Origin of the sequence: Aminobacter sp. Y103A (assembly GCF_030294925.1) — a bacterium.
In the GTDB taxonomy this organism is placed as follows: domain Bacteria; phylum Pseudomonadota; class Alphaproteobacteria; order Rhizobiales; family Rhizobiaceae; genus Aminobacter; species Aminobacter ciceronei.
This window is the reverse complement of the sequence record NZ_AP017986.1, coordinates 945,664-972,496: the sequence shown is the minus strand read 5'-3', so window position 1 is coordinate 972,496 and position 26,833 is coordinate 945,664. Positions and strand designations below refer to the sequence as shown.

26 protein-coding genes are annotated in these 26,833 nt (G+C 63.6%); 7 read left to right on the top strand and 19 right to left on the bottom strand.

The features are described 5' to 3' along the window. The first annotated feature begins 25 nt into the window (after positions 1-25). Both Amn_RS04725 and apaG read left to right on the top strand, forming a co-directional pair. A complete protein-coding gene (locus tag Amn_RS04725) occupies positions 26-1,219 on the top strand; it encodes an O-succinylhomoserine sulfhydrylase (RefSeq protein ID WP_067965413.1) in 1,194 nt (397 codons plus the stop codon). A 160-nt stretch (positions 1,220-1,379) separates the two neighbouring features. Then, positions 1,380-1,772, top strand: coding sequence for a Co2+/Mg2+ efflux facilitator ApaG/CorD (gene apaG, locus Amn_RS04720; protein WP_182576005.1), 393 nt, complete (start codon positions 1,380-1,382; stop codon positions 1,770-1,772). 19 nt (positions 1,773-1,791) lie between these two features. On the opposite strand, the gene Amn_RS04715 is transcribed toward apaG, so the two are convergent. The 3 genes from Amn_RS04715 to Amn_RS04705 all read right to left on the bottom strand — a co-directional run bounded on the left by Amn_RS04715 (position 1,792) and on the right by Amn_RS04705 (position 5,027). Further along, complete coding sequence (locus Amn_RS04715; protein ID WP_182576004.1) at positions 1,792-2,784, bottom strand: Hsp33 family molecular chaperone; 993 nt, start codon at positions 2,782-2,784, stop codon at positions 1,792-1,794. Between the two features lie 116 nt (positions 2,785-2,900). Beyond that, positions 2,901-3,818: an ornithine carbamoyltransferase gene (gene argF, locus Amn_RS04710; RefSeq protein ID WP_182576003.1), complete on the bottom strand. Its 918-nt coding sequence runs from the start codon at positions 3,816-3,818 to the stop codon at positions 2,901-2,903. Between the two features lie 15 nt (positions 3,819-3,833). Next, positions 3,834-5,027, bottom strand: a complete 1,194-nt coding sequence (locus Amn_RS04705; protein WP_067965417.1) for an aspartate aminotransferase family protein — start codon at positions 5,025-5,027, stop codon at positions 3,834-3,836. A 354-nt stretch (positions 5,028-5,381) separates the two neighbouring features. Here Amn_RS04705 and Amn_RS04700 point away from each other — a divergent pair, with 354 nt between their 5' ends. Beyond that, positions 5,382-5,900 carry a GcrA family cell cycle regulator gene (locus Amn_RS04700; protein ID WP_067965418.1) on the top strand — a complete coding sequence of 173 codons (519 nt, stop codon included), beginning with the start codon at positions 5,382-5,384 and terminating at the stop codon, positions 5,898-5,900. Positions 5,901-5,989: 89 nt separating this feature from the next. Here the strand turns inward: Amn_RS04700 and Amn_RS04695 are convergent, their stop codons facing one another. From Amn_RS04695 to Amn_RS04675, 5 genes are all read right to left on the bottom strand, one after another. Continuing rightward, positions 5,990-7,003 (bottom strand): magnesium and cobalt transport protein CorA, encoded by a 1,014-nt coding sequence (locus tag Amn_RS04695; RefSeq protein ID WP_182576002.1) that lies wholly within the window; start codon positions 7,001-7,003, stop codon positions 5,990-5,992. An 89-nt stretch (positions 7,004-7,092) separates the two neighbouring features. After that, positions 7,093-7,818, bottom strand: a complete 726-nt coding sequence (phoU, locus tag Amn_RS04690) for a phosphate signaling complex protein PhoU (protein WP_067965420.1) — start codon at positions 7,816-7,818, stop codon at positions 7,093-7,095. Between the two features lie 167 nt (positions 7,819-7,985). Further along, a complete protein-coding gene (locus Amn_RS04685; RefSeq protein ID WP_286294954.1) occupies positions 7,986-8,636 on the bottom strand; it encodes an SdpI family protein in 651 nt (216 codons plus the stop codon). Next, entirely contained in the window at positions 8,633-8,902 is a 270-nt protein-coding gene (locus Amn_RS04680; protein ID WP_286294952.1) for an autorepressor SdpR family transcription factor, read from the bottom strand. Before Amn_RS04680 ends, Amn_RS04685 begins: the two co-directional genes overlap by 4 nt. 146 nt (positions 8,903-9,048) lie before the next feature. Further along, positions 9,049-10,326, bottom strand: coding sequence for an ATP-binding protein (locus Amn_RS04675; protein ID WP_286294951.1), 1,278 nt, complete (start codon positions 10,324-10,326; stop codon positions 9,049-9,051). Positions 10,327-10,424: 98 nt separating this feature from the next. Between Amn_RS04675 and ppk2 the strand changes: the two genes are divergently transcribed. Both ppk2 and Amn_RS04665 read left to right on the top strand, forming a co-directional pair. Beyond that, positions 10,425-11,363, top strand: a complete 939-nt coding sequence (gene ppk2, locus Amn_RS04670; protein WP_286294949.1) for a polyphosphate kinase 2 — start codon at positions 10,425-10,427, stop codon at positions 11,361-11,363. A 701-nt stretch (positions 11,364-12,064) separates the two neighbouring features. Further along, on the top strand, positions 12,065-12,907 hold the full coding sequence (locus Amn_RS04665; protein ID WP_502874750.1) for an ABC transporter substrate-binding protein: 843 nt from the start codon (positions 12,065-12,067) through the stop codon (positions 12,905-12,907). Between the two features lie 16 nt (positions 12,908-12,923). On the opposite strand, the gene Amn_RS04660 is transcribed toward Amn_RS04665, so the two are convergent. Continuing rightward, positions 12,924-13,337 (bottom strand): tellurite resistance TerB family protein, encoded by a 414-nt coding sequence (locus Amn_RS04660; RefSeq protein ID WP_067965428.1) that lies wholly within the window; start codon positions 13,335-13,337, stop codon positions 12,924-12,926. 156 nt (positions 13,338-13,493) lie between these two features. Here Amn_RS04660 and Amn_RS04655 point away from each other — a divergent pair, with 156 nt between their 5' ends. Together Amn_RS04655 and Amn_RS04650 are read left to right on the top strand one after the other, a co-directional pair. Further along, positions 13,494-15,143 (top strand): lysine--tRNA ligase, encoded by a 1,650-nt coding sequence (locus Amn_RS04655; RefSeq protein ID WP_286294948.1) that lies wholly within the window; start codon positions 13,494-13,496, stop codon positions 15,141-15,143. Positions 15,144-15,234: 91 nt separating this feature from the next. After that, entirely contained in the window at positions 15,235-15,612 is a 378-nt protein-coding gene (locus Amn_RS04650; RefSeq protein WP_083948802.1) for a GNAT family N-acetyltransferase, read from the top strand. 1 nt (position 15,613) lies between these two features. Here Amn_RS04650 and Amn_RS04645 read toward each other — a convergent pair whose 3' ends face one another. The 10 genes from Amn_RS04645 to Amn_RS04600 all read right to left on the bottom strand — a co-directional run bounded on the left by Amn_RS04645 (position 15,614) and on the right by Amn_RS04600 (position 26,705). Further along, positions 15,614-16,417 carry a thermonuclease family protein gene (locus tag Amn_RS04645; RefSeq protein ID WP_286294946.1) on the bottom strand — a complete coding sequence of 268 codons (804 nt, stop codon included), beginning with the start codon at positions 16,415-16,417 and terminating at the stop codon, positions 15,614-15,616. A 1-nt stretch (position 16,418) separates the two neighbouring features. Further along, the gene (locus Amn_RS04640) at positions 16,419-17,069 is read right to left on the bottom strand and encodes a S24 family peptidase (protein ID WP_067967097.1); all 651 of its coding nucleotides are present in this window, start codon (positions 17,067-17,069) and stop codon (positions 16,419-16,421) included. A 129-nt stretch (positions 17,070-17,198) separates the two neighbouring features. Further along, a complete protein-coding gene (locus Amn_RS04635; RefSeq protein WP_154387163.1) occupies positions 17,199-17,504 on the bottom strand; it encodes a hypothetical protein in 306 nt (101 codons plus the stop codon). Positions 17,505-17,580: 76 nt separating this feature from the next. Beyond that, positions 17,581-18,126, bottom strand: a complete 546-nt coding sequence (locus Amn_RS04630; RefSeq protein WP_067965439.1) for a thioesterase family protein — start codon at positions 18,124-18,126, stop codon at positions 17,581-17,583. 6 nt (positions 18,127-18,132) lie between these two features. Further along, the gene (locus Amn_RS04625; protein ID WP_286294944.1) at positions 18,133-20,352 is read right to left on the bottom strand and encodes a 3-hydroxyacyl-CoA dehydrogenase NAD-binding domain-containing protein; all 2,220 of its coding nucleotides are present in this window, start codon (positions 20,350-20,352) and stop codon (positions 18,133-18,135) included. Between the two features lie 22 nt (positions 20,353-20,374). Beyond that, positions 20,375-21,583: an acetyl-CoA C-acetyltransferase gene (locus Amn_RS04620; protein ID WP_067965446.1), complete on the bottom strand. Its 1,209-nt coding sequence runs from the start codon at positions 21,581-21,583 to the stop codon at positions 20,375-20,377. Between the two features lie 31 nt (positions 21,584-21,614). Continuing rightward, positions 21,615-22,787 (bottom strand): acyl-CoA dehydrogenase family protein, encoded by a 1,173-nt coding sequence (locus tag Amn_RS04615; RefSeq protein WP_286294942.1) that lies wholly within the window; start codon positions 22,785-22,787, stop codon positions 21,615-21,617. Between the two features lie 63 nt (positions 22,788-22,850). Beyond that, the gene (locus Amn_RS04610; protein WP_286294941.1) at positions 22,851-24,647 is read right to left on the bottom strand and encodes an acyl-CoA dehydrogenase; all 1,797 of its coding nucleotides are present in this window, start codon (positions 24,645-24,647) and stop codon (positions 22,851-22,853) included. A 349-nt stretch (positions 24,648-24,996) separates the two neighbouring features. Further along, positions 24,997-25,779: a TIGR02186 family protein gene (locus Amn_RS04605; protein ID WP_263008076.1), complete on the bottom strand. Its 783-nt coding sequence runs from the start codon at positions 25,777-25,779 to the stop codon at positions 24,997-24,999. Further along, positions 25,779-26,705 carry a sulfite exporter TauE/SafE family protein gene (locus tag Amn_RS04600; RefSeq protein WP_067963116.1) on the bottom strand — a complete coding sequence of 309 codons (927 nt, stop codon included), beginning with the start codon at positions 26,703-26,705 and terminating at the stop codon, positions 25,779-25,781. The genes Amn_RS04605 and Amn_RS04600 overlap by 1 nt, the downstream gene beginning before the upstream one ends. Positions 26,706-26,833 lie beyond the last annotated feature (128 nt).

Sequence of the window (26,833 nt, the reverse complement as noted above, 5' to 3'; positions counted from 1 at the left end):
GGTTTTTTTGTATTTGGATTTGGCTATGAGCTCCGAAAAGCAGCGTAACTGGAAACCCCAGACCACCCTCGTCCATGGCGGCAGCCTTCGCTCCGGCTTCGGCGAGACCTCGGAATCGATCTTCCTGACCCAGGGCTATGTCTATGAAAGCGCCGAAAGCGCCGAGGCCCGCTTCAAGGGCGAGACCCCCGGCTTCATCTATTCGCGCTACGCCAATCCCACCGTCGACATGTTCGAAAAGCGCATGTGTGCGCTCGAAGGCGCGGAGGACGCACGTGCCACCGCCTCCGGCATGGCGGCCGTCACCGCCGCCATCCTGTGCGGCCTGAAGGCCGGCGACCACATCGTTGCTGCCCGTGCCCTGTTCGGCTCGTGCCGCTGGGTCGTCGAGACGCTGGCGCCCAAGTATGGCATCGAGGCGACGCTGGTCGACGGCACGCTGATCGAGAACTGGGAAAAGGCGGTCCAGCCCAACACCAAGCTGTTCTTCCTGGAAAGCCCGACCAACCCGACGCTCGAAGTCGTCGACATCGCGGCGGTCGCGACCCTTGCCAATTCGATCGGCGCACGCCTCGTCGTCGACAATGTCTTCGCCACGCCGATGCAGCAGAAGCCGCTCGAGCTCGGCGCCCATGTCGTCGTCTATTCTGCCACCAAGCACATCGACGGCCAGGGCCGCTGCCTCGGCGGCGTCATCCTGTCGGACAAGAAGTGGATCGATGAGAACCTGCACGACTACTTCCGCCACACCGGCCCGAGCCTGTCGCCGTTCAACGCCTGGACGCTGCTCAAGGGCTTGGAGACACTGCCGCTGCGCGTGCGCCAGCAGACCGAGACCGCCGGAAAGATCGCCGACTTCCTCGCCGAGCAGCCTGAAGTGTCGCGCCTGATCTATCCGGGCCGCGCCGACCACCCGCAGGCCGACATCGTCAAGCGCCAGATGTCGGGCGGCTCGACGCTGATCTGCTTCGACGTCAAGGGCGGCAAGAAAGCCGCTTTCGCCTTCGAGAACGCGCTGCGGATCGTGCTGATCTCGAACAATCTCGGCGACGCCAAGAGCCTGATCACCCATCCGGCGACGACGACGCACAAGAACCTCACCGACGAGGCCCGCGCCGAGCTCGGCATCGACGACGGCACGCTGCGTCTGTCGGTCGGCCTCGAAGACGCCGACGACCTGCTCAACGACATCGGCGACGCGCTGAAGGCGGCGCGCTAGACGCCCGGGACAACGGCGCTCCGCAACCGGGAGCGCCGTTCAAGCCGGCGGTAAGATCCGTCACAGCCTCATCACAATCGGCGTGATTTTGTCGAACAGCAGTTGACCCGCAGCCTCGCGCGGCGGACTCTGTCATCGTGCAGGCCAAGGAGCGCAGCATATGTATCGCGCAATCACCCGCAACATCGCGGTCGAGGTCGAGCCCTTCTATCTGGTGGACCAGTCGGAGCCATCGGAAAACCGCTACGTCTGGGGTTACCGCGTCACCATCGAGAACAATTCCGACGAATTCGTCCAGTTGCTGTCGCGCTACTGGCACATCACCGATGCGAGCGGCAAGGTCGAAGAAGTGCGCGGCCCGGGCGTGGTCGGCGACCAGCCCGAACTCAATCCCGGCGACAGCTATCAATATGCGTCCGGCTGCCCGCTCTCGACGCCGTCAGGCATCATGGTCGGGCGCTACACCATGCGCAACGAGGCGGGCGAGATGTTCGACATCGCCATCCCGGCCTTCTCGCTCGACTTGCCCGATGCTCGCCCCAGGCTGAACTGACGCATCATTGCGCCCGACTTCACTGTACCGGTGCGAATTCTGCCGGGTCGAATTCGTAGGACTTGGAGCAGAACTCACAGGCGACGCGGATGACGCCGTCTTCGACGCTGTCAGTGATTTCCTCGGCCGTGAAGCCCTGCAGGATGCCCTTGATCTTCTGGCCCGAACACGAGCATTCGTCGACGACGCGAACGCCGTCATAGACGACCACGCCATGCTCGTGGAACAGGCGGTAGAGCAGCCTTTCGGTGCCGACCGTCGGGTCGATCAGTTCGGTCGGCTCGATGGTTCCGACCAGCGCCAGAAGCTCCTGCCAGGAGTTGTCGTCCGGGTGGACTGCGATGTCGCGCTCGTCGCCGTCGCCGCCATGGATGTCGGCCACGCGCCGGCGCTCGGGCGAGTCGGGCAGGAACTGCGCCAACAGGCCGCCGGCACGCCAATGCTCGCGCGGGCCGCCTTCGGCCGGCAGCACGAGCTTTGCCACCGACAGCTTGACCTCGGTGGGGATCTGTTCCGACTGGCGGAAATAGGCGCGCGCCGCCTCTTCCAGCGTGATGCCGTTGAGCTCGACGATGCCCTGGTAGCGTTGGGTATGCTCGCCCTGATCGATGGTCAGCGCCAGCACGCCGCTCCCGAGCAGATCCTCGGGCGCGGTCATGCCGGCCTCTATCGCCGCATCGACGCGGTCGGCGTCGAAGCGTGCATAGGCGCGCAGCGAATGCGGCGTGGTGAAGTCGGCGACCAGCATGTCGACCGGCCCGTCAGTGCGGGTCTGGAAGATGAACTTGCCTTCGAATTTCAGCGACGTGCCGAGCAGCACCGTGACCACACAGGCCTCAGCCAGGAGCCTGGCCACCGGCTCGGGATAGTCGTGCCGTCCGAGGATCTGGTCGAGCAGCGGGCCGAGCTGGACGGTGCGGCCACGCACGTCGAGCGGCTCGACCTGGAATGGAACGACATGGTCGTCGCCGGCGAACCCGAATTCGCCGAGCTTGCGTTCGGTGTCAGTCACTGGAACTTATCCCATCTATAGAGTTCCGCGCCCGGTCGGTCCGCCGACGGTCGCAGAACATGGCTTTGATGATAATTGAATGATCCCGCCCCAGATAGGGTCGCGGGATCACGCATTCAAGCGCCCAGGCACCAGGCGAGCACGGCCTTCTGCGCGTGCAGCCGGTTTTCCGCCTCGTCGAAGACCACCGAGTTCGGGCCGTCGATGACCTCGTCGGTCACTTCCTCACCGCGATGCGCCGGCAGGCAGTGCATGAACAGGGCGTCGGGCTTGGCATGCTTCATCAGGTCGGAATTGACCTGATAAGGCAGGAACACGTTATGGCCGCGGGCGCGATGCTCCTGGCCCATCGACACCCAGCAGTCGGTGACGATGGTGTCGACACCGCGAACCGCGTCTTCGGGCGAGCGCGTGATCATGACCTTGCCGCCATTGGCGCGGGCCCAGTCGATATACTTCTGCTCCGGCTCGCTGCCCTCGGGCACGGCGATGTTGACGTTGAAGCTGAAGCGGGCCGAAGCCTCGAGCAGCGAGTGCAGCACGTTGTTGCCGTCACCGGTCCAGGCAAAGGTCTTGCCGCGCACCGGGCCGCGATGCTCCTCGAAGGTGAGGATATCGGCCATCAGCTGGCACGGATGGGTGTCGTCGGTCAGGCCGTTGATGACGGGAACGGTCGCATTCTCGGTCAGCTCGAGCAGTCGGTCATGCGCGGTGGTGCGGATCATGATGGCGTCGACATAGCGCGACAGCACCTTGGCGGTGTCGGCGATCGATTCCGAGCGGCCGAGCTGCATCTCGGTGCCGGTCAGCATGATGGTTTCGCCGCCAAGCTGACGCATGCCGACATCGAACGAGATGCGCGTGCGGGTCGACGGCTTGTCGAAGATCATCGCCAGTACCTTGCCCTCCAGCGGCTTCGATCGCTCGCCGGCTTTCAGGCGCGCCTTGCGCTTGGCTGCGTCGTCGAGAATCCCGCGAAGGTCGCTCCCGGAAAGTGCTGAGAGGTCGGTGAAATGGCGAATCCCGCTGGTCATGTAACTTCCTTGGGTTCAGCCGCCGCTGGCGGCGGCCTTGGAAAGGCTGGCAGCTCCGGCGCGAACCCGCGCGAGCGCCTCTTGGATGTCCGCGTCGCTGGTCGTCAGCGGCGGCAGCAGGCGGATCACATTATCACCTGCGGGCACCGCAAGCAGCTTGTGGTCACGCAGCGCCATGTTCACCTTGGTGTTGGGCATGGTGCATTTGAGACCGAGCATCAGGCCGGAACCGCGGATACCCTCGATCACGTCGGGGAACTCGTCGGCGACGGCGGCGAGGCCCTGCTTGATCAGCAGTGCCTTGCGGCTGACCTCATCGAGGAAGCCTTCCTCGAGCACGACGTCGAGCACGGCATTGCCGACGGCCATGGCAAGCGGATTGCCGCCAAAGGTGGTGCCGTGCACGCCGGCAGTCATCGCGCTTGCTGCCTCCTCGGTGGCCAGGCAGGCACCCATCGGGAAACCGCCGCCGATGCCCTTGGCGATCGCCATCAGGTCCGGATTGACGCCGGCCCATTCATGGGCAAACAGCTTGCCGGTCCGGCCGATGCCGCACTGGACTTCGTCGAAAATCAAGAGCAGGCCGTGCTTGTCGCAAAGCTGGCGCAGGCGCTTCAGGGATGCGGTCGGGAACGGACGGATGCCGCCCTCGCCCTGCACCGGCTCGAGCATGATCGCCGCCGTCTCCGGTCCGATCAGCTTCTCCGCCGCATCGATGTCGTCAAAAGCGACCTGGTCGAAGCCTTCGACCTTCGGACCGAAGCCCTCAAGATATTTGGCCTGGCCGCCGGCGGCGATTGTCGCCAGGGTGCGGCCATGGAAGGCGCCCTCGAAGGTGATGACGCGGTAACGCTCGGGATGCCCCTTCACATACTGGTAGCGGCGCGCCGTCTTGATCGCGCACTCCAGCGCTTCCGCACCCGAGTTGGTGAAGAAGACGCGGTCGGCGAAGGAGTTTTCGGCCAGGCGTTCGCCAAGCCGGCTCTGGCCGGGGATCTGGTACAGATTGGAGACGTGCCAGAGCTTGGCAGCCTGCTCGGTCAGTGCCTGGACGAGATGCGGATGGCTGTGGCCCAACGAATTCACCGCGATGCCACCAGCAAAATCGAGATATCGCTCGCCGGTTTCGGTGATCAGCCAGGAACCCTCACCTCGCTCGAAAGCCAGAGGTGCACGAGCAAACGTCTCGAAAAGCGCCGAACCGCTCATTATATGTCTCTCCGAAGCCCGGAAAATCAAAAAGCCGCCTCAGAGCGGCGGCCTGCGGCTATATCAGGTTTTTCTGCCATGAAGTCAACGAAAACGTCGCTTATGCCAGCGCATTCCAAGCCACCCGTTGCCGCGTAGCCACGTTATCTCGGCAAGTTGGGGAAAACCGTAAAAACCGAATCGTGCTGCCCTCTCGGACTCTTGTCACGGAGTCAGCGCATCGGTAATTGTAATTGAGAAATAACTAGATTTCGTGCGGCGGACATAATCACCGAATAGATGTGGTGTCCAACCGGCTTTGCCCGGACGGAAAAGGATTCCGAGTACTGCGCGTTAAATCAGGAGCACTGTCTCATGAATTGGACTGACGAGCGGGTCGAACTACTCAGGAAATTGTGGTCGGAAGGTCTGAGCGCGAGCCAGATCGCGGCGCAATTGGGCGGCGTCAGCCGCAATGCCGTCATCGGCAAGGTTCACCGCCTGAAATTGTCGAGCCGCGGCCGCGCGACGGCTGCCCCGGCCCGTCAGAAGAAGACGACGCAGGCAACGACCGCGACCAAGACTGTGCAGCGCACAGTCACGGCGACGCGCACCGTAACCGCCAGCATCGGCGCAACCGCGCTGCAGGCGCAGTTCGAGGTCGAGCCGGTTGCCCGCCAGTACATCCGCCCGGTTGAGAACGTCGTCGTGCCGATCTCGCGCCGCCTGCAGTTGGTTCAGCTCAGCGAGCGCACGTGCAAGTGGCCGAACGGCGATCCGCTGAGCGAAGACTTCAGTTTCTGCGGCAACGAAGCCGGTGAGAGTGGGCCCTATTGCGGCTACCACTCGAAGATCGCCTTCCAGCCGGCCTCGGAGCGCCGCCGCTCGCGCTGAGCGAATAGCAAACAGTGCAATTGAGAAAGGCCTCGGATCGCCAAGCGTTCCGGGGCCTTTTCTTATCCGCTACTCACCATTTGCTGCTCTCACAGCCACCCGTTCTTCCTGAAGCGCCAGTACAGGATCGAGCAGATCGTCGCGATCGCGACCAGCACGGTGGGATAGCCGTACTCGAAATGCAGCTCGGGCATCTCGGCGAAATTCATGCCGTAGATGCCGGCAAGCGCCGTCGGCACGGCGAGGATGGCCGCCCAGGAGGCGAGCTTCTTGGCGATCGCCGTTTCCTGGCTTTGGCCGACAAGCAGGCTCGCCTCGAAGGCGAAGGCCAGCACCTCGCGCAGATTGTCGACCTTTTCCAGCACGGTGCGGATATGGTCGGTGACGTCGCGAAACAGCGGATGCATCGCCGGTCGCAACTGCGGCAGGTCGGCGCTGGTCAGGCGGCGACAGACCTCGACCAGTGGGCCGGCGGCATTGCGCAGGCGCAACAGGTCACGCCGCAGCATGTAGAGCCGCTCGATGTCCTTCGACGTCATCGGCCGCGCCAGAACGCCATCCTCGATGAGGTCGACCTCTTCCTCGATCTGCTCAAGCACCGGCATGTAGTTGTCGACGATGAAATCGAGGATCGCGTAGAGGATGAAGTCCTCGCCTTTTGCCAGCGCGCTCGGACAGCTTTCCCAATGCTGGCGGACAGCGGCATAGGAGGTCGAGACGCCGTGGCGGACGCTGACGATGTAGCCCTTGCCGACGAACATGTGTGTCTCGCCGAAATTCACCCGACCCTGCACCAACTGCGCTGTGCGTGCGACGATGAACAAGGCATCGCCATATTGCTCGATCTTGGGACGTTGGTGCGGATGCTCGGCGTCCTCAATGGCAAGGTCGTGCAGATTGAACTGGCGCTGCACCCTGAGCAGCAGCTCGCGGGCCGGCTCGAGCAGGCCAATCCAGACGACGTGGCCTTCCTTGGCCGCCCAGAGGCCGGCTTCTTCGATCGGGATGTCGGCAATACGATGGCCGCCGAAATAGACGCTGGAGGCGACGACACCGCCTTCCAGCTCGGGGTCCTTGTCGAACTTCCTGGCCAGTTCGGTCATGCTGCACCCCTGCGGGGATCAGCCCCGCCGATCGGAGACTATTCTAGACCTTCACCACCCGGCGCAGAAGAGCCTGCGTCCATCGTGGCTCAGCCGGACTTTCCCTCGCCTTCCAGCGTCACGCGATGGCTCTTGTCTTCCTTGGGACGCTCGGGCGGCATCTGCTCTCCGGTGACGATGTAATAGATCGTCTCGGCAATGTTGGTGGCGTGGTCACCGATGCGCTCGATGTTCTTGGCGACGAACAGCAGGTGCGTGCACGGGGTGATGTTGCGCGGATCTTCCATCATGTAGGTCAAAAGCTCGCGGAACAGCGAGGTGTACATGGCGTCGATCTGCTCGTCGCGGTCGCGCACGAAGCCGATACGCTCGACCGAACGCGAGGCGTAGACGTCGAGCACTTCCTTAAGCTGGGTCAGCGCGAGCTCCGCCAAAGCCTCCAGGCCGCGGAACAGGCTGTTGGGTTGCCGGCCCTCGGCCACCGCCAGCACACGCTTGGCGATGTTCTTGCCAAGGTCGCCAACGCGTTCGAGATCGGCCGAAATACGGATCGCGCCGACGATCTCGCGCAGGTCGGTCGCCATCGGCTGGCGCCTGGCGATGATCAGGATCGCCTTGTCGTCGATCTCGCGCTGGGCCTCGTCGAGCACGATGTCGTCCTGGATCACCCTCTGGCCAAGTGCCGGGTCGGCATTGACCAGAGCGGCGATCGCCTGATCGACCATACGCTCAGCCTGGCCGCCCATCGCGGCGATCTTCCGCGCCAGGAATTTCAGCTCGTCGTCGTAGGCACTGACAATATGTTGTGACTGCATGGCCGAATTTTCTTTCGTCGGTTCCCGTTGGGGAATCGTGATCCTGAATCTAGCGCTTTACGCTAGCCGCATGACGGAAAAAAGAAACCGGGGAAGGATTTAGCGCCGGCGCGACGAAATCTGCCAGGTCTGCACATCGGAAAGATCGCTTTGCCGGCTTCAGGCAATCATCGCGTGTGATTGGCCAACCGGTAACTGTAGATGCCACCCACAAGCAGCGGCACCAGGAACGCCGCCAGCAGTGCGGCGATCAGCCAGGTCGGATGCTGCACCAGCAGCGCGCAAACCACCAGCACGATGCCGCCGGCAACGAACAGCATGCCGGTCAGCCGCTGCGTCGCGCGCCAGAGCGCGGGATCATTCATGATCCACGGCAAGCGCACGCCGGCGATGGCATTGGGCTGGGTTTTGGGCATGACGTTGCCCACAAGGATCAGCATGACGCCAAGCGACAGCGTGATGACGCGCACCATCTGGTCGGGGTAGCCGAGGCCGATCAGCACGATCGAGCCCTGGATCGTCAGCATCAGCCCGGTCATGAGGGGTATGACGGTCGCAAAGGCATGTTTGCTCGACGCCATCTGCTCCGGTCCCGCCCGGTTTCCGATGAAGGCCAGCAGCACCGACAGCGTAACAACCGCCACGGGCGTCAGCAGCAATGCCGTGTCGCGCGGCCAGAATGCATCTGCCTCGCCGCTCGGCCCCCAATGGATCGGCAACATCGAGCCCGCCGGCACCAGCAGGTAACCGGCAAGCGTGACGGCAGCGAGGGCTGCCGCAAGCGCCAGATTGATGCGCGAAAACAGGGCCTGCTTCATGGTTCCGGGTCCTTCAGGCTGAGGAGCCCTGTTAGGGCATCCTCGAGGATCGACGTGTTGAGGTGATAGATCAGGCTCGTGCCGCGCCGTTCGACAGCGACCAGCTCGGCCTCCTTGAGCTTGTTGAAATGCACCGACAGCGTCGGTTTGGTCAGATCGAAATGCCCTGCCAATTCGCCGGCACTGAGCGGCCCCTTCTTGAGCAACGCCAGGATCCGCCGCCGGACCGGGTGTGAAAGCGCCTCAAAAACCGCATTGATGCCCATCTGGCCGCCGTTGAATGTGTCCGCGCTATTATTTAGAAATTCTTCTAATTAGAGTCAATGCGAATTATTGAAATGCAGAAGCGTCGGCCGGCTGTCCATGCCAGGCGGTCGACGCTGCATGCGACAAGGCAAGTTTTGCTTGCGGCTCAGGCGATGGGGAAATGCACTGTGAAGGCCGAGCCTTCGCCCAGCTTCGAGCGGATCGACAGCCTTGCGCCATGCCGCGTCAGGATGTGCTTGACGATCGACAGGCCGAGGCCGGTGCCCTTCTGCGCACGGCTGGTCTCGACATCGACGCGGTAGAAGCGCTCGGTGACGCGTGGAATATGCTCTTCCGGAATGCCCGGACCGAAGTCGCGGACGGTGACTTCAAGCTCGGCTTCGCTGCCCTGCCCGACGCGCCGCATCGACACCTGCACGCGCCCGCCCGACTGGCCGTATTTGCAGGCATTTTCGAGCAGGTTCTGGAACACCTGGAACAGCTCGTCGCGGTCACCGTGAACCTCGAACGAACCATCGCCGAAATCGCGCTCGACGACCACGCCGGTCTCTCCGGCCAGAGGGCCGAGCGAGGCGATCACCGCGTCGACCGTCTGGCGCAGGTCGACGCGGACGCCGGGCTTGAGATAGGGCTTCATCTCCAGCCGCGACAGCGACAAGAGATCGTCGATCAGGCGAGCCATGCGGCCGGTCTGGTTCTGCATGATCTGCAGGAACTGGTCGCGCGCATTGGGATCGTTGCGGGCCGGACCGCGCAGCGTCTCGACGAAGCCGGCGATGGAGGCGAGCGGCGTGCGCAGCTCATGGCTGGCGTTGGCGATGAAGTCGGCGCGCATACGGTCGATACGGCGCGCCTCGCTCTGGTCCTTGAATGCCAGCACGAACAGCCCGGTGCCGCGCCCGACCGCCGACGCGGTGACGCGATAAACACGCTCGAACGGCACCCGCTCGACATAGTCCGTAGCCTGCCCGTTGCCCGCGCCCGCCAGCACCGTCTCGATCAGCGCCTGCATTTCGGGCGCACGGAACTTCAAAAGCAGCGGAAGGTCGGGCCTGATCGCGCCGAAGGCCGTCTCGGCAGCCGCATTGGCATGCACCACCGTGCCGTCGCGGTCGAAGATGATGAGCGGATCGGCAACTGCTGCCGCCAGCTTCTCGCCCGACAGCCTGTCGAGCAGCGAGCGCTCGATGCCGGCGCTGGCCTCGGCCAGCCGGCGGGCTGCCGGCGTGCGCGGCGCGACGAGCGCGAACAAGATTAGCGCTGCAATCGTCCCAAAAGTGAAGGGCACGGAGACGCCGCCGAAGAAATGGACCGCGAGGACGGCAAGGATCGCCGCGGCCAACATCCAGCGGTTCTGGTACAGTCGGCCGACCCCGATCCGCGCCGTGCGCCTTGCCTTCGTCTGCGTGGTGGTCTCTGCCATACGAACGTTTCCGGTGCCGCAGCACCTGCAAGAAGCCTCTGGACCGCTCCCAAGCCACCCAATAGCATGACTTGCCGAGCTGGAAAGGTGCCGAGGTCATGAAAAAAGACAAGGAAAGCAAGAAGGACAACGCCGCCAGCGCGGCGGTTAAGGTCGATCCGGTGCCGGTCGCCGGCCCCGTCGAGATCAGGATCGGCAAGGAAGAGCGCAGCTTCGACATCAACGACCCCGTCCTGCCCGACTGGATCGACAAAAAGGCGCTGACGTCGGGCCACTATCCCTATGACGACAAGCTGCCGCAGAAGGAATACGAAAAGACGATCGAACAGCTGCAGATCGAACTGGTCAAGCTGCAGGCCTGGTTGCAGGCCGTCGGCAAGCGCGTGCTCGTCCTGTTCGAGGGCCGTGACGCCGCCGGCAAGGGCGGCACCATCGCTGCGGTGCGCCAATACCTCAACCCGCGTACGGCGCGCGACGTTGCTCTGACCAAGCCGACCGAGACCGAACGCGGCCAATGGTATTTCCAGCGCTACGTCGAGCATTTCCCGACCTCGGGCGAGTTCGTCACCTTCGACCGCTCCTGGTACAACCGCGCCGGAGTCGAGCCGGTCATGGGCTTCTGCACGCCCGAACAGCACCGTCAGTTCCTCGACGAAACGCCGAGCTTCGAGAAGATGATCGTCAACGAGGGCATCCACTTCTTCAAGTTCTGGCTCGACATCAGCCAGGAAATGCAGCTCAAGCGCTTCCACGACCGGCGCCACAGCCTGCTCAAGAGTTGGAAGTTCTCGCCGATGGACATTGCCGGCATCAGCAAATGGGACGACTACACCAGGGCGCTGAACCTGATGGTCGAAAAGACCCACACCCAGCACGCGCCATGGATCGTCGTCCAGGCCAACGACAAGCGGCGCGGCCGCATCGCGGTCATCCGCCATATCCTGCGGGCATTGCCTTATGAAGGCCGCGATCTCGACGTTGTCGGCAGGCCCGACGGCAAGATCATCGCCGAAGGCATGAAGTTCCTGAAGGACTAGCGGTTTGAAGGCAAATGAGTGAGCTCGCGCGGCGGCGCCGATGCGGTGTATTCGCCCAATGGGGCGACCACCGGCAACGCTCAAACAGCAAGCACCACCTGCCCATGGCAGCATCGCCCAACACGCCGTCGCAAACGCGCACAGCCTTCAGAAGCTGCGGCGGTCTTTTTGGTTTCAGCGCAAGCCGGCAGCGCCATACCAGCCTCATAGGCGTGGTGCCGTCTGCTTCGTCGAACGCCTGAGCTTCGGTGGCGCGCAATACAGCGCGGACGCAGAAAAAGCGGGGCGGATGGTCGCGTGACTGGAGTCAACCGCAACCATCACGCACCCACGGCCTGCGAGCCGTAAATTTGGATACTACGACAGTAATCGAACCAAGCCACGCCAGCTGTTTCAGACAGCCCGCACGCGCAGGTGCGTCCCCCCCAAGGCGACTGGTCCAGTTGCATTGCAACACCCCCATGCTGCAACTCCCCGCCAGCGATTATGCATATTGGCCCATTTGAGGCCATGCCCCGAACGGGTGAGACGCCGACTAATTAACTTAGATTGTCTTTTTCACCTCGGGGCTTGTGACCCTTGTGGTGCATTGTTCCACAATCGCTTTGCCTGCGCGCGACGACGACGCTAAAGCTTCTGCCAGTGATCATCGCGACGCGTGTCCAGACCGGACACGCGGCAACCGAAGGCCCGGAGCAGAGATGAACCCCGCACCGCTGATGCTTGCGATCGTCATGTCGCTTGCAACACTGCCCGGCCCGGCCCGGTCGGCCGAACCGCAGGTGCCGGTGCTGTGGGACAGCAAGGAGCGGCTGCCGAAGCCTGATCTGTCGACGCTGCCGCGCCTGCGCTTCCTGACCACCACAGATTTCCCGCCCTTCAACTTCATCGACAAGGCGGGCCGCCTGTCGGGCTTCCATGTCAACCTCGCCCGCGCCATCTGCGCGGAACTCGGCATTGCCGAGAAATGCCAGATCCAGGCCCTGCCCTGGAACGAGCTCGGCAGCGCGCTGAACGCAGGCGAAGGCGAAGCCCTCATCGCCGGCGTGCCGGCAACGGCCGAGACGCGCGAAAAATACGCCTTCTCGCGGCCCTATCTGCACTTCCCAGCGCGCTTCATCATGAAGAAGGCGCAGGCCGTCACCGAGCCGCTGGTCGACAAGCTGCGCGACAAGCGTGTCGGCGTGATCGCCGGCTCGGCGCATGAGCGTGTGCTCAGGGACTATTTCGGCAATCTGAAGGTCGTCACCTATGCCAAGCCGGACTGGCTCAACGCAGACCTCAAAGACGGCAAGCTCGACGCCGTCTTCGGCGACGGCATGCGCCTGTCGTTCTGGCTGAGCGGCACCGACGCCGTCGGCTGCTGCCGCTTTGCCGGCGGGCCCTACCTGGCGCCCGAATATCTCGGCACCGGGCTTGCGATCGCGACAACGCCAGGCAATGCCGCACTTGCCGCAGCCTTCGACTACGCGCTGCACGAAATCTCGGCCAAGGGCACCTTCGCCGAGCTCTATCTCCGCTACTTCCCGGTCAGCTTCTTCTGACCAAGGCTCGACCGGCTCAGGTCAGGGAGCGGTGGCGGGCCTTGGTGGCGCGCTCGATTGCAGCGACAGTCAGCGCGTCGACGCTCAGGTGATGGCGCAGGCGCTGCAGGATGCGCACCTCCTCCATCCGCATTTCGAGATCGACTGAAGCCACCTCGAAGGCCGCCGCATAGGCCGTGTCATGTAGCCGCTCCGGAATTGCCCGGCGGGCGAGTTCGAGCACGCCTTCCAGCCCCGGCTCCTCGTGCAGCAGCTCCTGGCAGTCCTGTGCCACGCCGATCAGCCGCTTCTGGTCGAAGTCCATGAAGACGGGCCAGGACTTGACCACCTCGCCGATCCGCGCCAGCTCGACATCGGTCATGTCGCGGTCGGAAGCTGAGGTGATGACCATCAGATAGATCAGCGCCTCGTGGGCAGTCGGCAAGGGCATGGAGGTCTCCAAAGTGTTGAATCTCGCCCGAACTTAGGAACGCAACCCCGTCACTGCAACGAAAAATGGCCGGAATCGTTGACGCCCGCGGCATGCGCGCATAGAGCATGGCCGTCTTCGGCGGAAACTCCGCCCAACAATCAAAGGGCTCTCGACATGACGAGATCAAACACCATCGATCTCAACCCCGAACTTCTCGCGGCAGCGGCTGAAAGCAAAGCCTGGCCGTTCGAAGAGGCCAAAAAGATCGTCGAGCGCTACAAAGGCAAAGAATTTCCCGAGATCGTCCTGTTCGAGACCGGCTACGGCCCATCCGGCCTGCCGCATATCGGCACCTTCGGTGAAGTGGCGCGCACCACCATGGTACGCCACGCCTTCCATGTACTGACCGAAGGCAAGGTCAAGACGAAGCTGCTGTGCTTCTCCGACGACATGGACGGCATGCGCAAGATCCCCGACAACGTGCCGGACCGCGCCTTCCTCGAACCGCACCTGCACAAGCCGCTCACGGCGGTGCCCAATCCTTTCGGCGGCGACTACGCCAGCTTCGGCGACCACAACAACGCCATGCTCTGCCGCTTCCTCGACACCTTCGGCTTCGAGTACGAGTTCGCCAGTGCGACCGATTATTACAAGGCCGGCAAGTTCGACGCGATGCTGCTGCGCGCCGCCGAGCGCTACGACCAGATCATGGCGGTGATGCTGCCGACGCTGGGCGAAGAGCGCCAGGCGACATACAGCCCGTTCCTGCCGATTTCGCCCAAGAGCGGCCGCGTGCTCTACGTGCCGATGAAGCATGTCGACGCCAAGGCCGGCACCATCACCTTCGACGACGAAGGCACCGAAACCACGCTTGAGGTCACCGGCGGCAAGGTCAAGCTGCAGTGGAAGCCGGACTTCGGCATGCGCTGGGCAGCGCTCGGCGTCGACTTCGAAATGTTCGGCAAGGATCACCAGACCAATGCCGTCATCTACGACCGCATCTGCAACCTTTTGGGCGGGCACGCGCCGGAGCACTTCGTCTACGAACTGTTCCTCGACGAGAACGGCCAGAAGATCTCGAAGTCGAAGGGCAACGGCCTCACCATCGACGAGTGGCTGACCTACGCGCCGACCGAAAGCCTTGGGCTCTACATGTACCAGCGCCCGCGCCAGGCCAAGAAACTCTATTTCGACGTCATCCCGCGCGCCGTCGACGAGTACTACACCTTCCTCTCCGCGTATCCGCGACAGGAATGGAAGGAACGGCTGGGCAATCCTGTCTGGCACATGCATGACGGCAACCCGCCCGTTGTCGACATGCCGGTGCCGTTCTCGATGCTGCTCAACCTGGTCAGCGCCTCCAACGCGCATGACAAGGCAGTTCTGTGGGGCTTCATCTCGCGCCATGCGCCCGGCGTGACGCCCGAGACGCATCCCGAGCTCGACAAGCTGACCGGCTATGCCGTCCGCTACTTCGACGATTTCGTGAAGCCGACCAAGACCTTCCGGCCGGCCGACGAGGTCGAGCGGGCGGCACTGGAAGCGCTGGAAAAGGCGCTTGCCGACCTGCCCGCGGGTGCTGACGGCGAAGCCATCCAGAATGCCTCGCTTAACGTCGCGCGCCAGATCGAGCGCTACCAGGACCACAGCAAGAAGAGTCCGGAGGGTGGCCCCGGCGTGTCCGGCGCCTTCTTCCAGATGATCTACCAGGTGCTGATCGGCCAGGAACGCGGTCCCCGCTTCGGCTCGTTCGCAGCCCTTTACGGCATCGCCGAAACCCGGGCGCTGATCACCAAGGCGCTGGAAGGCAAGTTGGCGGCCTGACGTGCCACCAGCCGGCGCGGCCGCTGCGTTCAGCCTGGTGCCAGCCCGCGAGGCTGATTTCGAACGCTTGTTCGAGATTAGATTGCTTGCAATGCGGCCGAGCCTGGAGCGCATCGGCCGCTTCGATCCAGAGCGGGCGCGTGCCCGCTTTCGCGCGTCGTTCCGCCCCGAGCATACGCGCCTGATCCTGGACCCGGCCGGACAGCTCATAGGCTGCGTCGCCTTTGGCCCACAAGATGGCGCGTTGTTGCTCGAGCACTTCTATCTCGTGCCGCAAGCGCAGGGGCGTGGTGTCGGCGGCGCCATATTGCGACAGCTGTTGGGCGAGGCCAATGAGAGTGCCAAGCCAATCCGCCTCGACGTGTTGCGCGGCAGCGACGCCCGGCGCTTTTACGAGCGCCACGGCTTCGTCGAAACCCATCGCGACGAATTCGACCTCTATCTGGAGCGGTTGCCCGAAAGCGCCTGAATTATTGCGCCGGCTCTTCGACGGCCGGCTCGGATGGCGGCGGCTCGACCGCGGGCAGGCTCGTCCCCACGGGCGTGAGCGTCATCTCGATGCGCGTCGGTACCGGCCCGTAGATGCCCTTCATCTCGGCCTCGGCCTTCTTGCCCGCCTCGACATAGGGACCACCGGCCTCGGCTTTGGCCCAGCCATTGGCGACCAGCCATTCGCCGACGTCCTGCTTGCCAATGCGGCAGCGGGCAACGATCACGCCGCGCTCGGACTGAGGCGGCACATCGCAGACCACGGCGCGGGAGCGCAGAAAGCTGCGAAACGCCGTGCGCGCCCGCGTTCCGCAGTTCCACTCCTTACCCTCATAGCTGCAGTTTTCGCCGACATCGACGGGGGTCACCCCCGCAATCGCCACACTGAAACCTTTGGCCTCGATCAGGCCTGAAGCCGACGCTACCGGCTGGAACAGTGTTGTGCCGTCCCAATCGTCGGGCATCTTGGGCTTGGGCGGCAACGCCAGGCTGAGTTCGCTCAATGGCGGGCGCGGTGCTTCGCGCACAAGATCGCCCTGCTCGAGCGGCGGCGGGGCGATGTCTTCAGGCGCCACCGGTCTCGACGCAGCCTCGGCATCGAGCGCCTCCGGCTCGACCGCCGACGTGCTACCCTCTTCCGGCGGCGGCATGTCAGGCAGGTCGCTTTCGTCGATCACGTCGATCTCGGGCGCCTCGATCGCCGCGAGCCTGTGCCCGCCCATGGTGACGAGCAAAGCCGCGATGCCGAACCCCGCGGCGGCGACTGCTATGGCTGCCGGACGCACCTTACTGGCTCGCCCACACGATGCGCGCCACCCATTCGACCTCATGGGCCTGAAAACGCCTGATCGGATGCTCGGGATTGAGCGAGACCAGTTCGATGATGCCTTGCGTCTGGCGCTCCAGCACCTTGGCCATGACCTCGCCCGAGATCGTCTTGACCACCACGCGGTCGCCTTTGCGCACCACGGCCCCAGGCTCGACGATCAGGACGTCGCCATTGCGGTAGAGCGGCAACATCGAGTCGCCCTGCACCTCGAGCGCGTAGGAGCTTTCGGTGGCGCGCGCCGGAATCTCGATGAGGTCCCAGCCCTGCCCTGCCGGAAAACCGGCATCGTCGAAAAAGCCGCCGGCGCCGGCCTGCGCGAAGCCGAGCAGCGGCACGCCGGCCGCCCGTTCCCGTCCCTTGGCCCTGCTGACCGTTCGCACCGGTTCGACAAAACCCAGGAACTCCTCGAGCGAGGAATTGGTGGCCTCGATGATCTTGGCCAGCGACTCCGTCGACGGCCAGCGCGGCCGCCCATCGACGGACTGGCGCTTGGATTTGTTGAACGCCGTCGAGTCGAGCCCGGCCTTCTTGGCGAGGCCCGACGCCGAAAGCGAATAACGCTCGGCGAGAGCGTCGATCGCGGCCCAGACACGTTCATGCGAGAGCATGGCGCTCTCCTTCGGACAGGAAAAAATACCTTTCGGCATTTAACCACGCCTGTCGCGGTTGTCCACCGCCAATGCGGACAGCCAGAGTGACCGCGTCGCAGGTCTGGACGCTGCCGCTGATGAAAGGGATCAGCCTGCCAGCGCGGCCATCGCCGCGGGCAGGCCCTTCCTCAAGTCGTCGGCATTCATCACGGGGATCATGTCGACGTTGGCGTTGAAGCCGAAGAAGAAGCGTTCCGCGACCAGCGGCATGTCGGACGAATGGGCCACATCGAGGAAGATGAACGCCGTGCGGCGCCCGGCCTCGGCAGTGAAATAGGCTGCCTCCGGCGTGAGGTCGGCCATGACGCGTTCAATGGCCTGGGGCAGCGAGCCGTCCTTGATCGCCCTGTTGCCGTCTTCGGTGGGGATTGAGACCTTCAGCATCATGCGCATGGCGAACACTCCTCCCAATGCACAATCGTTCAGGTCTCGCTATTTTAGCACTCTCCACCCGCCGCCAGAAGCGGCATCAGTCCTTCGACTTCGCCAGCGTGCGCAGGCCCTTGTGCGAGGCGATGAAGATGCTCTCCTCCTCGCTGGCGTCACGCGGGGTGATGTCGGCGCCGAGCTCGCGCACCAGATCGTCGATCAGCACGAAGCGGCGGTTGGCCCGGTCGTAGACACCGGCGCTGGTCATGATCAGCGCCGCTGTCTCGCCGTTTTCGAGCACGAAGCGGTGCTTGCCGATCACCTCGGAGCCGCTCCAGGTCTCGATTGAGGAGACGACGTCGAAGCGCTTCCACAACCTGATTTCGCGCACGAACACCGTCTGCAGGCCACCCAGCATCGGTGCCCAGCCACGCTTGCGGGCGAGCTCGATCAGGCCCGAGCGCATGAAGATGTCGATGCGACCGACATCGGCCAGCATCATGTAGCGCGCATTGTTGAGATGCATGTTGAAGTCGATGTCGGTCGGCAGGCAGCGGAACGACAGCCGGCCCTCATCGCCAAAACGGTAAGGGCCGCGACGAGATTTCGTCGCGGCCATGCGTGCCAGTCTTGCCCAGACGTACATGCTGCGTCAGGCCGCCTTCTTTTCCTCTGCCTTCGCGTAAGGATCGAAGCGCTGGTAGAAGGTCTCGCCCTTCTCGGCCATGTCGACCAGCAGCTTGGGCGCCTTGAACTCGGCGCCGTACTTCTTCTGCAGGTCCTTGGCGATCTTGACGAACTTCTTGGCGCCGATGCCGTCGATGTAGGACAGCGCACCGCCGGTGTAGGGCGCGAAGCCGAAGGCGAGGATCGAGCCGACATCCGCCTCGCGCGGGTCGGTGACGATGCCCTCCTCCATCACGCGCACGGCTTCGAGCGCGATGACCGACAGCAGGCGCTGCTTGATCTCCTCGACATCGACCTTCTCCGGAGCAAGCTGCGGATAGAGGTCCTTGAGGCCGGGCCACAGCTTCTTCTTCGCCGGTTTTGCCGGGTAATCGTAGAAGCCCTTGGTGTTCTTGCGGCCGAGGCGACCATGGCTGTCGACCATGGTGTTGATCAGCGCCATCTGGCGTGGATCGACAGCCTTCTCGCCGAGGTCCCGGATGGTCTGTTTCATGATCTTCTGGGCGAGGTCGACGGCGGTCTCGTCGGTCAGCGCCAGCGGGCCGACCGGCATGCCGGCAGCCTTGGCGGCGTTCTCGATCATCGCTGCCGGCACGCCTTCGATCAGCATCTTGAAGGCTTCCGACATGTAGCGCAGCACGCAGCGGTTGACGTAGAAGCCACGCGTGTCGTTGACGACGATCGGCGTCTTCTTGATGGCGCGGACGAAGTCCATCGCCACCGCAAGCGCCTTGTCGCCGGTCTTCTTGCCCAGGATGATCTCGACCAGCATCATCTTGTCGACCGGCGAGAAGAAGTGGATGCCGATGAAGTTCTTCGGCCTAACCGAGTTCTTGCCAAGCGAGGTGATCGGTATTGTCGAGGTGTTGGAGGCAAACACCGCCGACGACTTGAGCACGGCTTCCGCCTTCTCGGTCGTTGCCTTCTTGACTTCCGAATCCTCGAACACCGCCTCGACCACCAGGTCGCAGCCGGCGAGGTCGGCATAGTCGGCGCTCGGCGTGATCAGCGACAGGAGCTTCTCGCGCTCCTCCGGCTTGGCCCGTCCCTTCTTGACCTGGTCGGAGATCAGGCTGTCGGAGTGCGCCTTGCCCTTGTCGGCGGCTTCCTGATCCCGGTCGACCAGAACCACGGGAATGCCGGCCTTGGCGGTGACAAAGGCGATGCCCGCCCCCATGAAGCCGGCGCCGATGATGCCGATCTTTTTGAACTTGGTATCGGCGATGCCTTCGGGACGGCGAGCGCCCTTGTTCAGCTCCTGCAGCGACACGAACAGCGAGCGGATCATCGCTGCCGCTTCCCTGGTCTGCATGATCTCGGTGAAGTAGCGCTGCTCTATCCGCAGGCCGGTGTCGAACGGCACCAAAAGGCCTTCATAGACGCATTTCAGGATCGCTGTCGCAGCCGGATAGTTGCCATAGGTCTCGCGGCGCAGGATGGCGATTGCCGGCGGCCAGAGATTGGCGCCTGCGGCAGAATAGACGGGACCGCCGGGCAGCTTGAAGCCCTTCTCGTCCCAGGGTTGGACCGGCTTCAGGCCATTCCTGATCATCGCCTTGGCGGTCTCGATCAGCTTCTTCGGCTCGGCGATCTCGTGGATCAGATTCATGCCCTTCGCCTTCTGCGGCGACAGCGTCTGGCCCGAGGTCAGCATCTGCAGCGCCGACTGCGGGTCGGCAAGCCTCGGCACGCGCTGGGTGCCGCCGGCGCCCGGGAAGATGCCGACCTTCACTTCCGGCAGGGCCATCTTGACCTTGTCCGAGTCAGCCGCGACGCGGCCGTGACAAGCCAGGGACAATTCAAATGCGCCGCCCATGCAGGTGCCGTTGATCGCCGACACCCACGGCTTGCCGCAGGTTTCGAGCTTGCGCCACAACGCGCCCATGCGGCCGGCATTGTCGAACAGGAGCCTGGCTGCCTTTTCCGGATCCTTGGACTTCTCCTTGGCATAGATGCCGAGCATCTTCTGCAGCATGGTGAGGTCGGCACCGCCGGAGAAGGTCTCCTTGCCCGAGGTGATGACGGCGCCCTTGATGCCGGCGTCGGCGACGACCTGGTCGATGATCTTGTCGAGCTCGCCCATCACCTCTTCGGTGAAGACGTTCATCGAGCGGTCGGGCATGTTCCAGGTGACGAGCGCGATGCCATCGGCATCGGTTTCGACCGTGAAGTTGGTATAGGTCATGTCTGTCTCCTTCCGGCCGAAATCAAACGCGTTCGATGATCGTTGCGGTGCCCATGCCGGCGCCGATGCACAACGTCACCAGCGCGGTGTTGAGGTCCCGGCGCTCCAGTTCGTCGAGTACAGTGCCGAAGATCATCGCCCCGGTGGCCCCCAACGGGTGTCCCATGGCGATCGCGCCGCCATTGACGTTGATCCTGTCGTGCGGGATCTCGAAGGCCTGCATGTAGCGCAGCACCACCGAGGCGAAGGCCTCGTTGAGCTCGAACAGGTCGATGTCGGAGATCTTCATCTTGGCGCGCTTGAGCAGCTTCTCGGTGACGTCGACCGGACCGGTCAGCATCATCGCCGGTTCGGAGCCGATGTTGGAGAAGGCGCGAATGCGGGCGCGCGGCTTGAGGCCCATCGTCTTGCCGGCCTTCTTAGAGCCGAGCAGGACGGCCGCCGCACCGTCGACGATGCCGGACGAGTTGCCGGCATGGTGGACGTGGTTGACCTCTTCGAGCTCGGGATAACGCTGCACGGCGACCGCGTCGAAGCCGCCCATCTCGCCGGGGATGACGAAGGAAGGCTGCAGCTGGCCGAGCGACTGCATGTCGGTGGTCGGGCGCATGTGCTCGTCATGGGCGAGGATGGTGAGGCCGTTCTGGTCCTTCACCGGAACCACCGACTTCTTGAAGTAGCCCTTCTCCCAGGCCTTGGCGGCGCGCTTCTGGCTCTCGACGGCATAGGCGTCGACGTCGTCGCGCGAGAAACCATATTTGGTGGCGATCAGATCGGCCGATACGCCTTGCGGCATGAACCAGGCCGGCATGCCGACCGAGGGATCCATGAACCAGGCGCCGCCCGACATGCCCATGCCGACGCGTGACATCGATTCCACGCCGCCGGCGATCACGATCTCGTCGGCACCCTGCGCGATCTTCGCAGCGCCGAAGTTGATGGCGTCGAGGCCGGAGGCGCAGAAGCGCGAGATCTGCATGCCCGGCGCCTTGTTGTCGTAGCCGGCCTCGAAGGCGGCCGAGCGCGGGATCACCGAACCGGCTTCGCCGACGGGATCGACGCAGCCGAAGATGATGTCGTCGACTTCTGCCGTGTCGAAGCCGTTGCGGTCGCGCAGCGCTTCCAGCACCTTGGCGCCGAGGCGCACCGCCGGAACCTCATGCAGCGATCCATCCTTCTTGCCCTTGCCGCGCGGCGTGCGCACGGCGTCATAGACAAAAGCGTCAGCCATTTTCTTGCTCCTTGGTTTCCGGATCGGCTGCTCAGAGCGAGCGCGCGATCAGCAACTTCATGATCTCGTTCGTACCGCCATAGATGCGCTGCACGCGGGCGTCGCGATACATGCGGGCGATCGGGTATTCGTTCATATAACCATAGCCGCCAAACAATTGCAGGCACTCATCGACGATCTTGCACTGCAGGTCGGACAGCCAATACTTGGCCATCGAAGCAGTTACCGGATCGAGCCCGCCGGAAATGTGACGGGCGACGCAGTCGTTGTAGAAAACCCTGCCGATGGTCGCCTCGGTCTTGAGTTCGGCCAGCTTGAACTGGGTGTTCTGGAAATCCAGGATCGCCTTGCCGAAGGCCTTGCGGTCCTTGACGTAGTCGATGGTCACGGCCAGCGCGCGCTCGATCATGGCGATCGCGCCGGTGCCGATCTCCAGCCGCTCTTGCGGCAGCTGCTGCATCAGCTGGACGAAACCCTGGCCTTCTTCCTGTCCCAGCAGATTGGAGGTCGGAACACGTACGTCGTTGAAGAACAGCTCCGAGGTGTCATTGGCCTTGAGCCCGATCTTGTCGAGGTTGCGGCCGCGCTCGAAACCGTCGACCTCGTCGGTCTCGACGACGATCAGCGAGGTTCCCTTGGCGCCCTTGGACGGGTCGGTCTTGGTCACCACGATGACCAGGTTCGCCAGCTGGCCGTTGGTGATGAAGGTTTTGGAGCCGTTGATCCGGTACTGGTTGCCGTCCTTTTCGGCGCGCGTCTTCACCCCCTGCAGATCGGAGCCGGCACCCGGTTCGGTCATGGCGATGGCGCCGATCAACTCGCCGGTCGCCATCTTGGGCAGCCACTTCTTCTTCTGCTCTTCGGAGCCATAGTGAAGGATATAGGGGGCGACGATGGCATTGTGCAGGGCGATGCCGAAACCGTCGACGCCGACATGGCCGATCGCCTCGATGATCGCGCTCTCATGGGCGAAGGTGCCGCCCGAACCGCCATATTCCTCGGGCATCGAGGCGCAGAGCAGGCCAGCAGCACCGGCCTTTTCCCAGGCGGCACGGTCGACGATCTCGTTCTTCTCGTAGCCGTCATAATGCGGAAGGATCTCTTCCGACATGAAGCGGTGTGCCATGTCGTAGAGCATCGCCACGTCGTCCGCGGCCCAGGCGGGCTTCGGGAGCCCCAGAACATCTGCAGGAATTGCCGCCACGATCTCCTCCGCGTTTCGACGCCGCAATTGCCAGGCGGCCGCGAACGGCCGCCAGGTCTTCGATCAGAACGCCTCCGCGGCGAGCGCCATCATCGTCGCCGAACCGGTCGACAGGCGCGCGAGATGCACCGAGGTCTCGGGCATGACGCGCTCCATGAAGTAGCGCCCCGTCACCAGCTTGGTTTCGTAGAAATCAGCCGAACCATTGGCGCCTGTTGCCAGCTTGTCCTGCGCCGACTTGACCATCCGACCCCACATGTAGCCAAGCGCGACGAGGCCGAAGAGATGCATATAGTCGGTCGAGGCGGCACCGGCATTGTCCGGATTGGCCATGCCGTTCTGCACCAGCCACATGGTCGCTGCCTGCAGGTCGTTAAGGCCCTTCTTCAACGCCTTGGTGTAAGGCGCCATCTGCTCGTCACCGCGATTGGCCTCGCAGAACTCGCCGACCTCCTTGAAGAAGGCCTGCACGGCGCGGCCGCCATTGAGGCCGAGCTTGCGGCCGACGAGGTCGAGCGCCTGCACGCCGTTGGCGCCCTCATAGATCATGGCGATGCGGGCATCGCGCACGAACTGGCTCATGCCATGCTCCTCGATGTAGCCGTGGCCGCCGAAAACCTGCTGCGCCATCACGGCATGCTCGAAGCCCTTGTCGGTCAGCACACCCTTCACGATCGGGGTCATCAAGCCCATGTGGTCGTCCGCAGCCTGGCGCTCGGCGCCGTCCTCGGAACGGTGGGCGACGTCGGAATTGATGGCGGTCCACAGCACCAGTGCCCGGCCGGCCTCGTTGAAGGCCTTCATGGTCATCAGCTTGCGGCGGATGTCGGGGTGGACGATGATCGGATCGGCCTTCTTGTCAGGCGCCTTCGGCCCGGTCAGCGAGCGGCCCTGGATGCGGTCCTTGGCATAGGCGACGGCGTTCTGATAGGCAATTTCGGAAACCGCCAGGCCCTGCAGGCCGACGCCGAGGCGCGCCTCGTTCATCATCGTGAACATCGCCTTCAGGCCGCCATTGGCCTCGCCGATCAGGAAACCCTCGGCCTCGTCATAATTCATGACGCAGGTCGAGTTGCCGTGGATGCCCATCTTCTCCTCGATCGAGCCGCAAGAAACGGTGTTGCGCGCGGCGGGGTTACCCGAAGCGTCGAGCTTGAATTTCGGCACGATGAACAGCGAGATGCCCTTCACGCCTTCCGGCGCGCCCTCGATACGGGCCAGCACCAGATGGATGATGTTCTCGGACATGTCGTGCTCGCCCGCCGAGATGAAGATCTTCTGGCCGGAGATCCGATATGAGCCGTCGCCATTCGGCACGGCCTTGGAGCGGAGCAGGCCGAGATCAGTGCCGCAATGCGGCTCGGTCAGGTTCATGGTGCCGGTCCAGGTGCCCTCGACCATCTTCGGCAGCCAGGTCGCCTTCTGCTCGTCCGAACCATGGACGAGGATCGCGGCCATCGCGCCTTGCGTCAGGCCGGGATACATCATCAGCGCCATGTTGGCGGCCGACATGTATTCGCCGACAGCCGAATGAACAGTGTAGGGAAGGCCCTGCCCGCCGTGCTCGACTGGTACGGCCAGCCCCATCCAGCCGCCTTCGCGATACTGGTCAAAGGCTTCCTTGAAGCCCTTGGGCGTCGTCACCGAGCCATCGTCGTTGCGGACGCAGCCCTCCATGTCGCCAACGCGGTTGAGCGGATGCATGACGTTTTCGGCGAGCTTGGCGCCCTCTGCGAGGATCGCCTCCAGCACGTCCGGGCTGGCGTCGGAGAAGCCGGCGAGGTTGCTGTAGCGCTCGTAGCCGAGCACGTCATTGAGCACGAAAAGTGTGTCTTGGACCGGCGCGCGAAATGTCGGCATTGCTCTTCCTCCAGCAAATGTGAGCCGGTTCCGGCCAGACGGTATGCGACGGGGAACCGCTTGTCGAACCGCGATTAGCAAAAATTGACGTTTGCGTAAACGTCAATTTTTGCGAATCCGCAATTCGGCGAAATTTTCCTTGCGTTTTGAGCTTTTTAGGAGGTCGTCAGCACTGAGCAGGCGCTGGCCGGGCGGAAAGGCGCAGGCGCCTGCTGCTTGGCTGCTTCCGCCCTTGCCAATGTCGCCGTGACAACGCCGGTGCCGGACTTGCCGATATGAGGATGCGATAGCCAGTCAGCCGTCGAGTGCCGGCGACCACCGAGCGGAAGCACAGAGCTTGGCCTCCCCTTCAGTCCTTCCTGAAGATGATCCTGCCGAGCCAACCGGTGAGCATGGCCAGCCCGATGGCAAAGAGGCCGTAGCCGAAGCCGTGGTCGGTGGCGAAGCGAAAGATGGTCTGCTCGAAGCCCGACTTGACGATGGCCAGCTGGGCCGAGGTTTCCTTGATGAAGATGCCGTTGCGAAACAGGAAGGCACGCGCCTTGTGGGTGCCGACCGGCACGTTGGGTGCAAGGTGCAGCGTGGCGCGGAACAGGCTCTGCGACAGGAACTGCACGCCGCCGATATTGTCGGAGTAGAGCCCGGTCGCCAGCTTGCGCTCGCGCAGCGCCTCGGTGAACTCCTGGATGGTCAGCGGGCTGTCGCGCTTGTCCTCGGGCTCCATGTAGATGTTGTTGGCGCCCAGTGAGAGCTGGCGGTAGTTGTTGGGATCGGTGATGTCCTGCGGCTGGCGGGTGGTCGCCACCGAATAGGACATCGGCACGTTGACGAAGGTCTCGGACTGGGTGTTGATCCACATGCCGAGCACGCGGCTCTTGCGCCGCACCACCACCGGCCGCGCCGGACCCTCGAGCACGACATAGACGTCGTAGCGGCCCTGGCGGTTGATCAGCGGGTCGGCGTTTTCGAGCGCCCCGAAGATGGTGAGGTCGGCACCGGCGAAGTCGGCGGTGATGGCGACACGGTCGGTCGAGAGCCCGATCTGGATGCTTTCGGGATGCGCCGGCTCCTGGGCGCGCACTGGCCCCGCTGCCGCGAGCATCAGGGCTGCGAGATATGCCGCGACCCGCATCACAACAGCCCGCTCACGCCGGTCAGCGAATAGAGGTTCTGCGGCTTGACGAACAGGTCGAAGCCGAGGCGCAAGGCGACCGCCAGCACCAGCAGTGCGAGCAGCGCGCGCAGCTGTTCGCCGCGCAGCTTCTGGCCGGCCTTGGCGCCGTATTGGGCGCCGGCAACGCCGCCGACCATCAGGACCAGCGCCAGGATGATGTCGACGGTCTGGTTGGTCGAGGAGTGCACCAAGGTGGTGAAGGCCGAGACGACGACGATCTGGAACAGCGAGGTGCCTACGACGACATTGGTCGGCACCTTGAGCAGGTAGATCAGCGCCGGCACCATGATGAAGCCGCCGCCGACGCCCATGATGGCGGAGAGGAAGCCGATGCCGGCGCCGATGCCGAGCACCGGGATGACCGAGACGAACAGCTTCGAGGTGCGGAAGCGCATCTTGAAGGGCAGGCGGTGGATCCAGTTGTGCTGGCCCGACTTCTTTAGGGCCGGCGGCACGCCGCCCTTGGTGAGCCGCAGCGCATTGACGCTTTCGATCAGCATCAGCCCGCCGACGGTGCCCAAGAAGACGACGTAGAGCAGTGAGATGAACAGGTCGAGCTGGCCTATGGCGCGCAGCAGCGCAAAGACGAAGCCGCCGGCGGCGGAACCTGCGATGCCGCCGATCAAAAGCACCGTGCCGAGCTTGAAGTCGAGCGTGCCGCGCTTGAGATGGGCAAGCGCGCCGGAGAAGGACGAGGCGATGACCTGGTTGGCGCCGGTGGCGACAGCGATGGCGGGCGGGATGTTGTAGAAGATCAGAAGCGGCGTGATCAGGAAACCGCCGCCGACCCCGAACATACCAGACAGAAAGCCGACCGCCGCACCCATCGCCAGGAGCACGAACACATTGACCGACATCTCAGCAATCGGGAGATAAATGCCCACCCGTCAGACTCTGCAAATCGAATTGTTGCCGACGCCCATCCCTGGGAGCTTGTTGGCTACCGGGTACTTGCGCCGACATTGCGGCGAAGTCAAACTTCACCGGACACAAAACGAAAAATAACTCAATC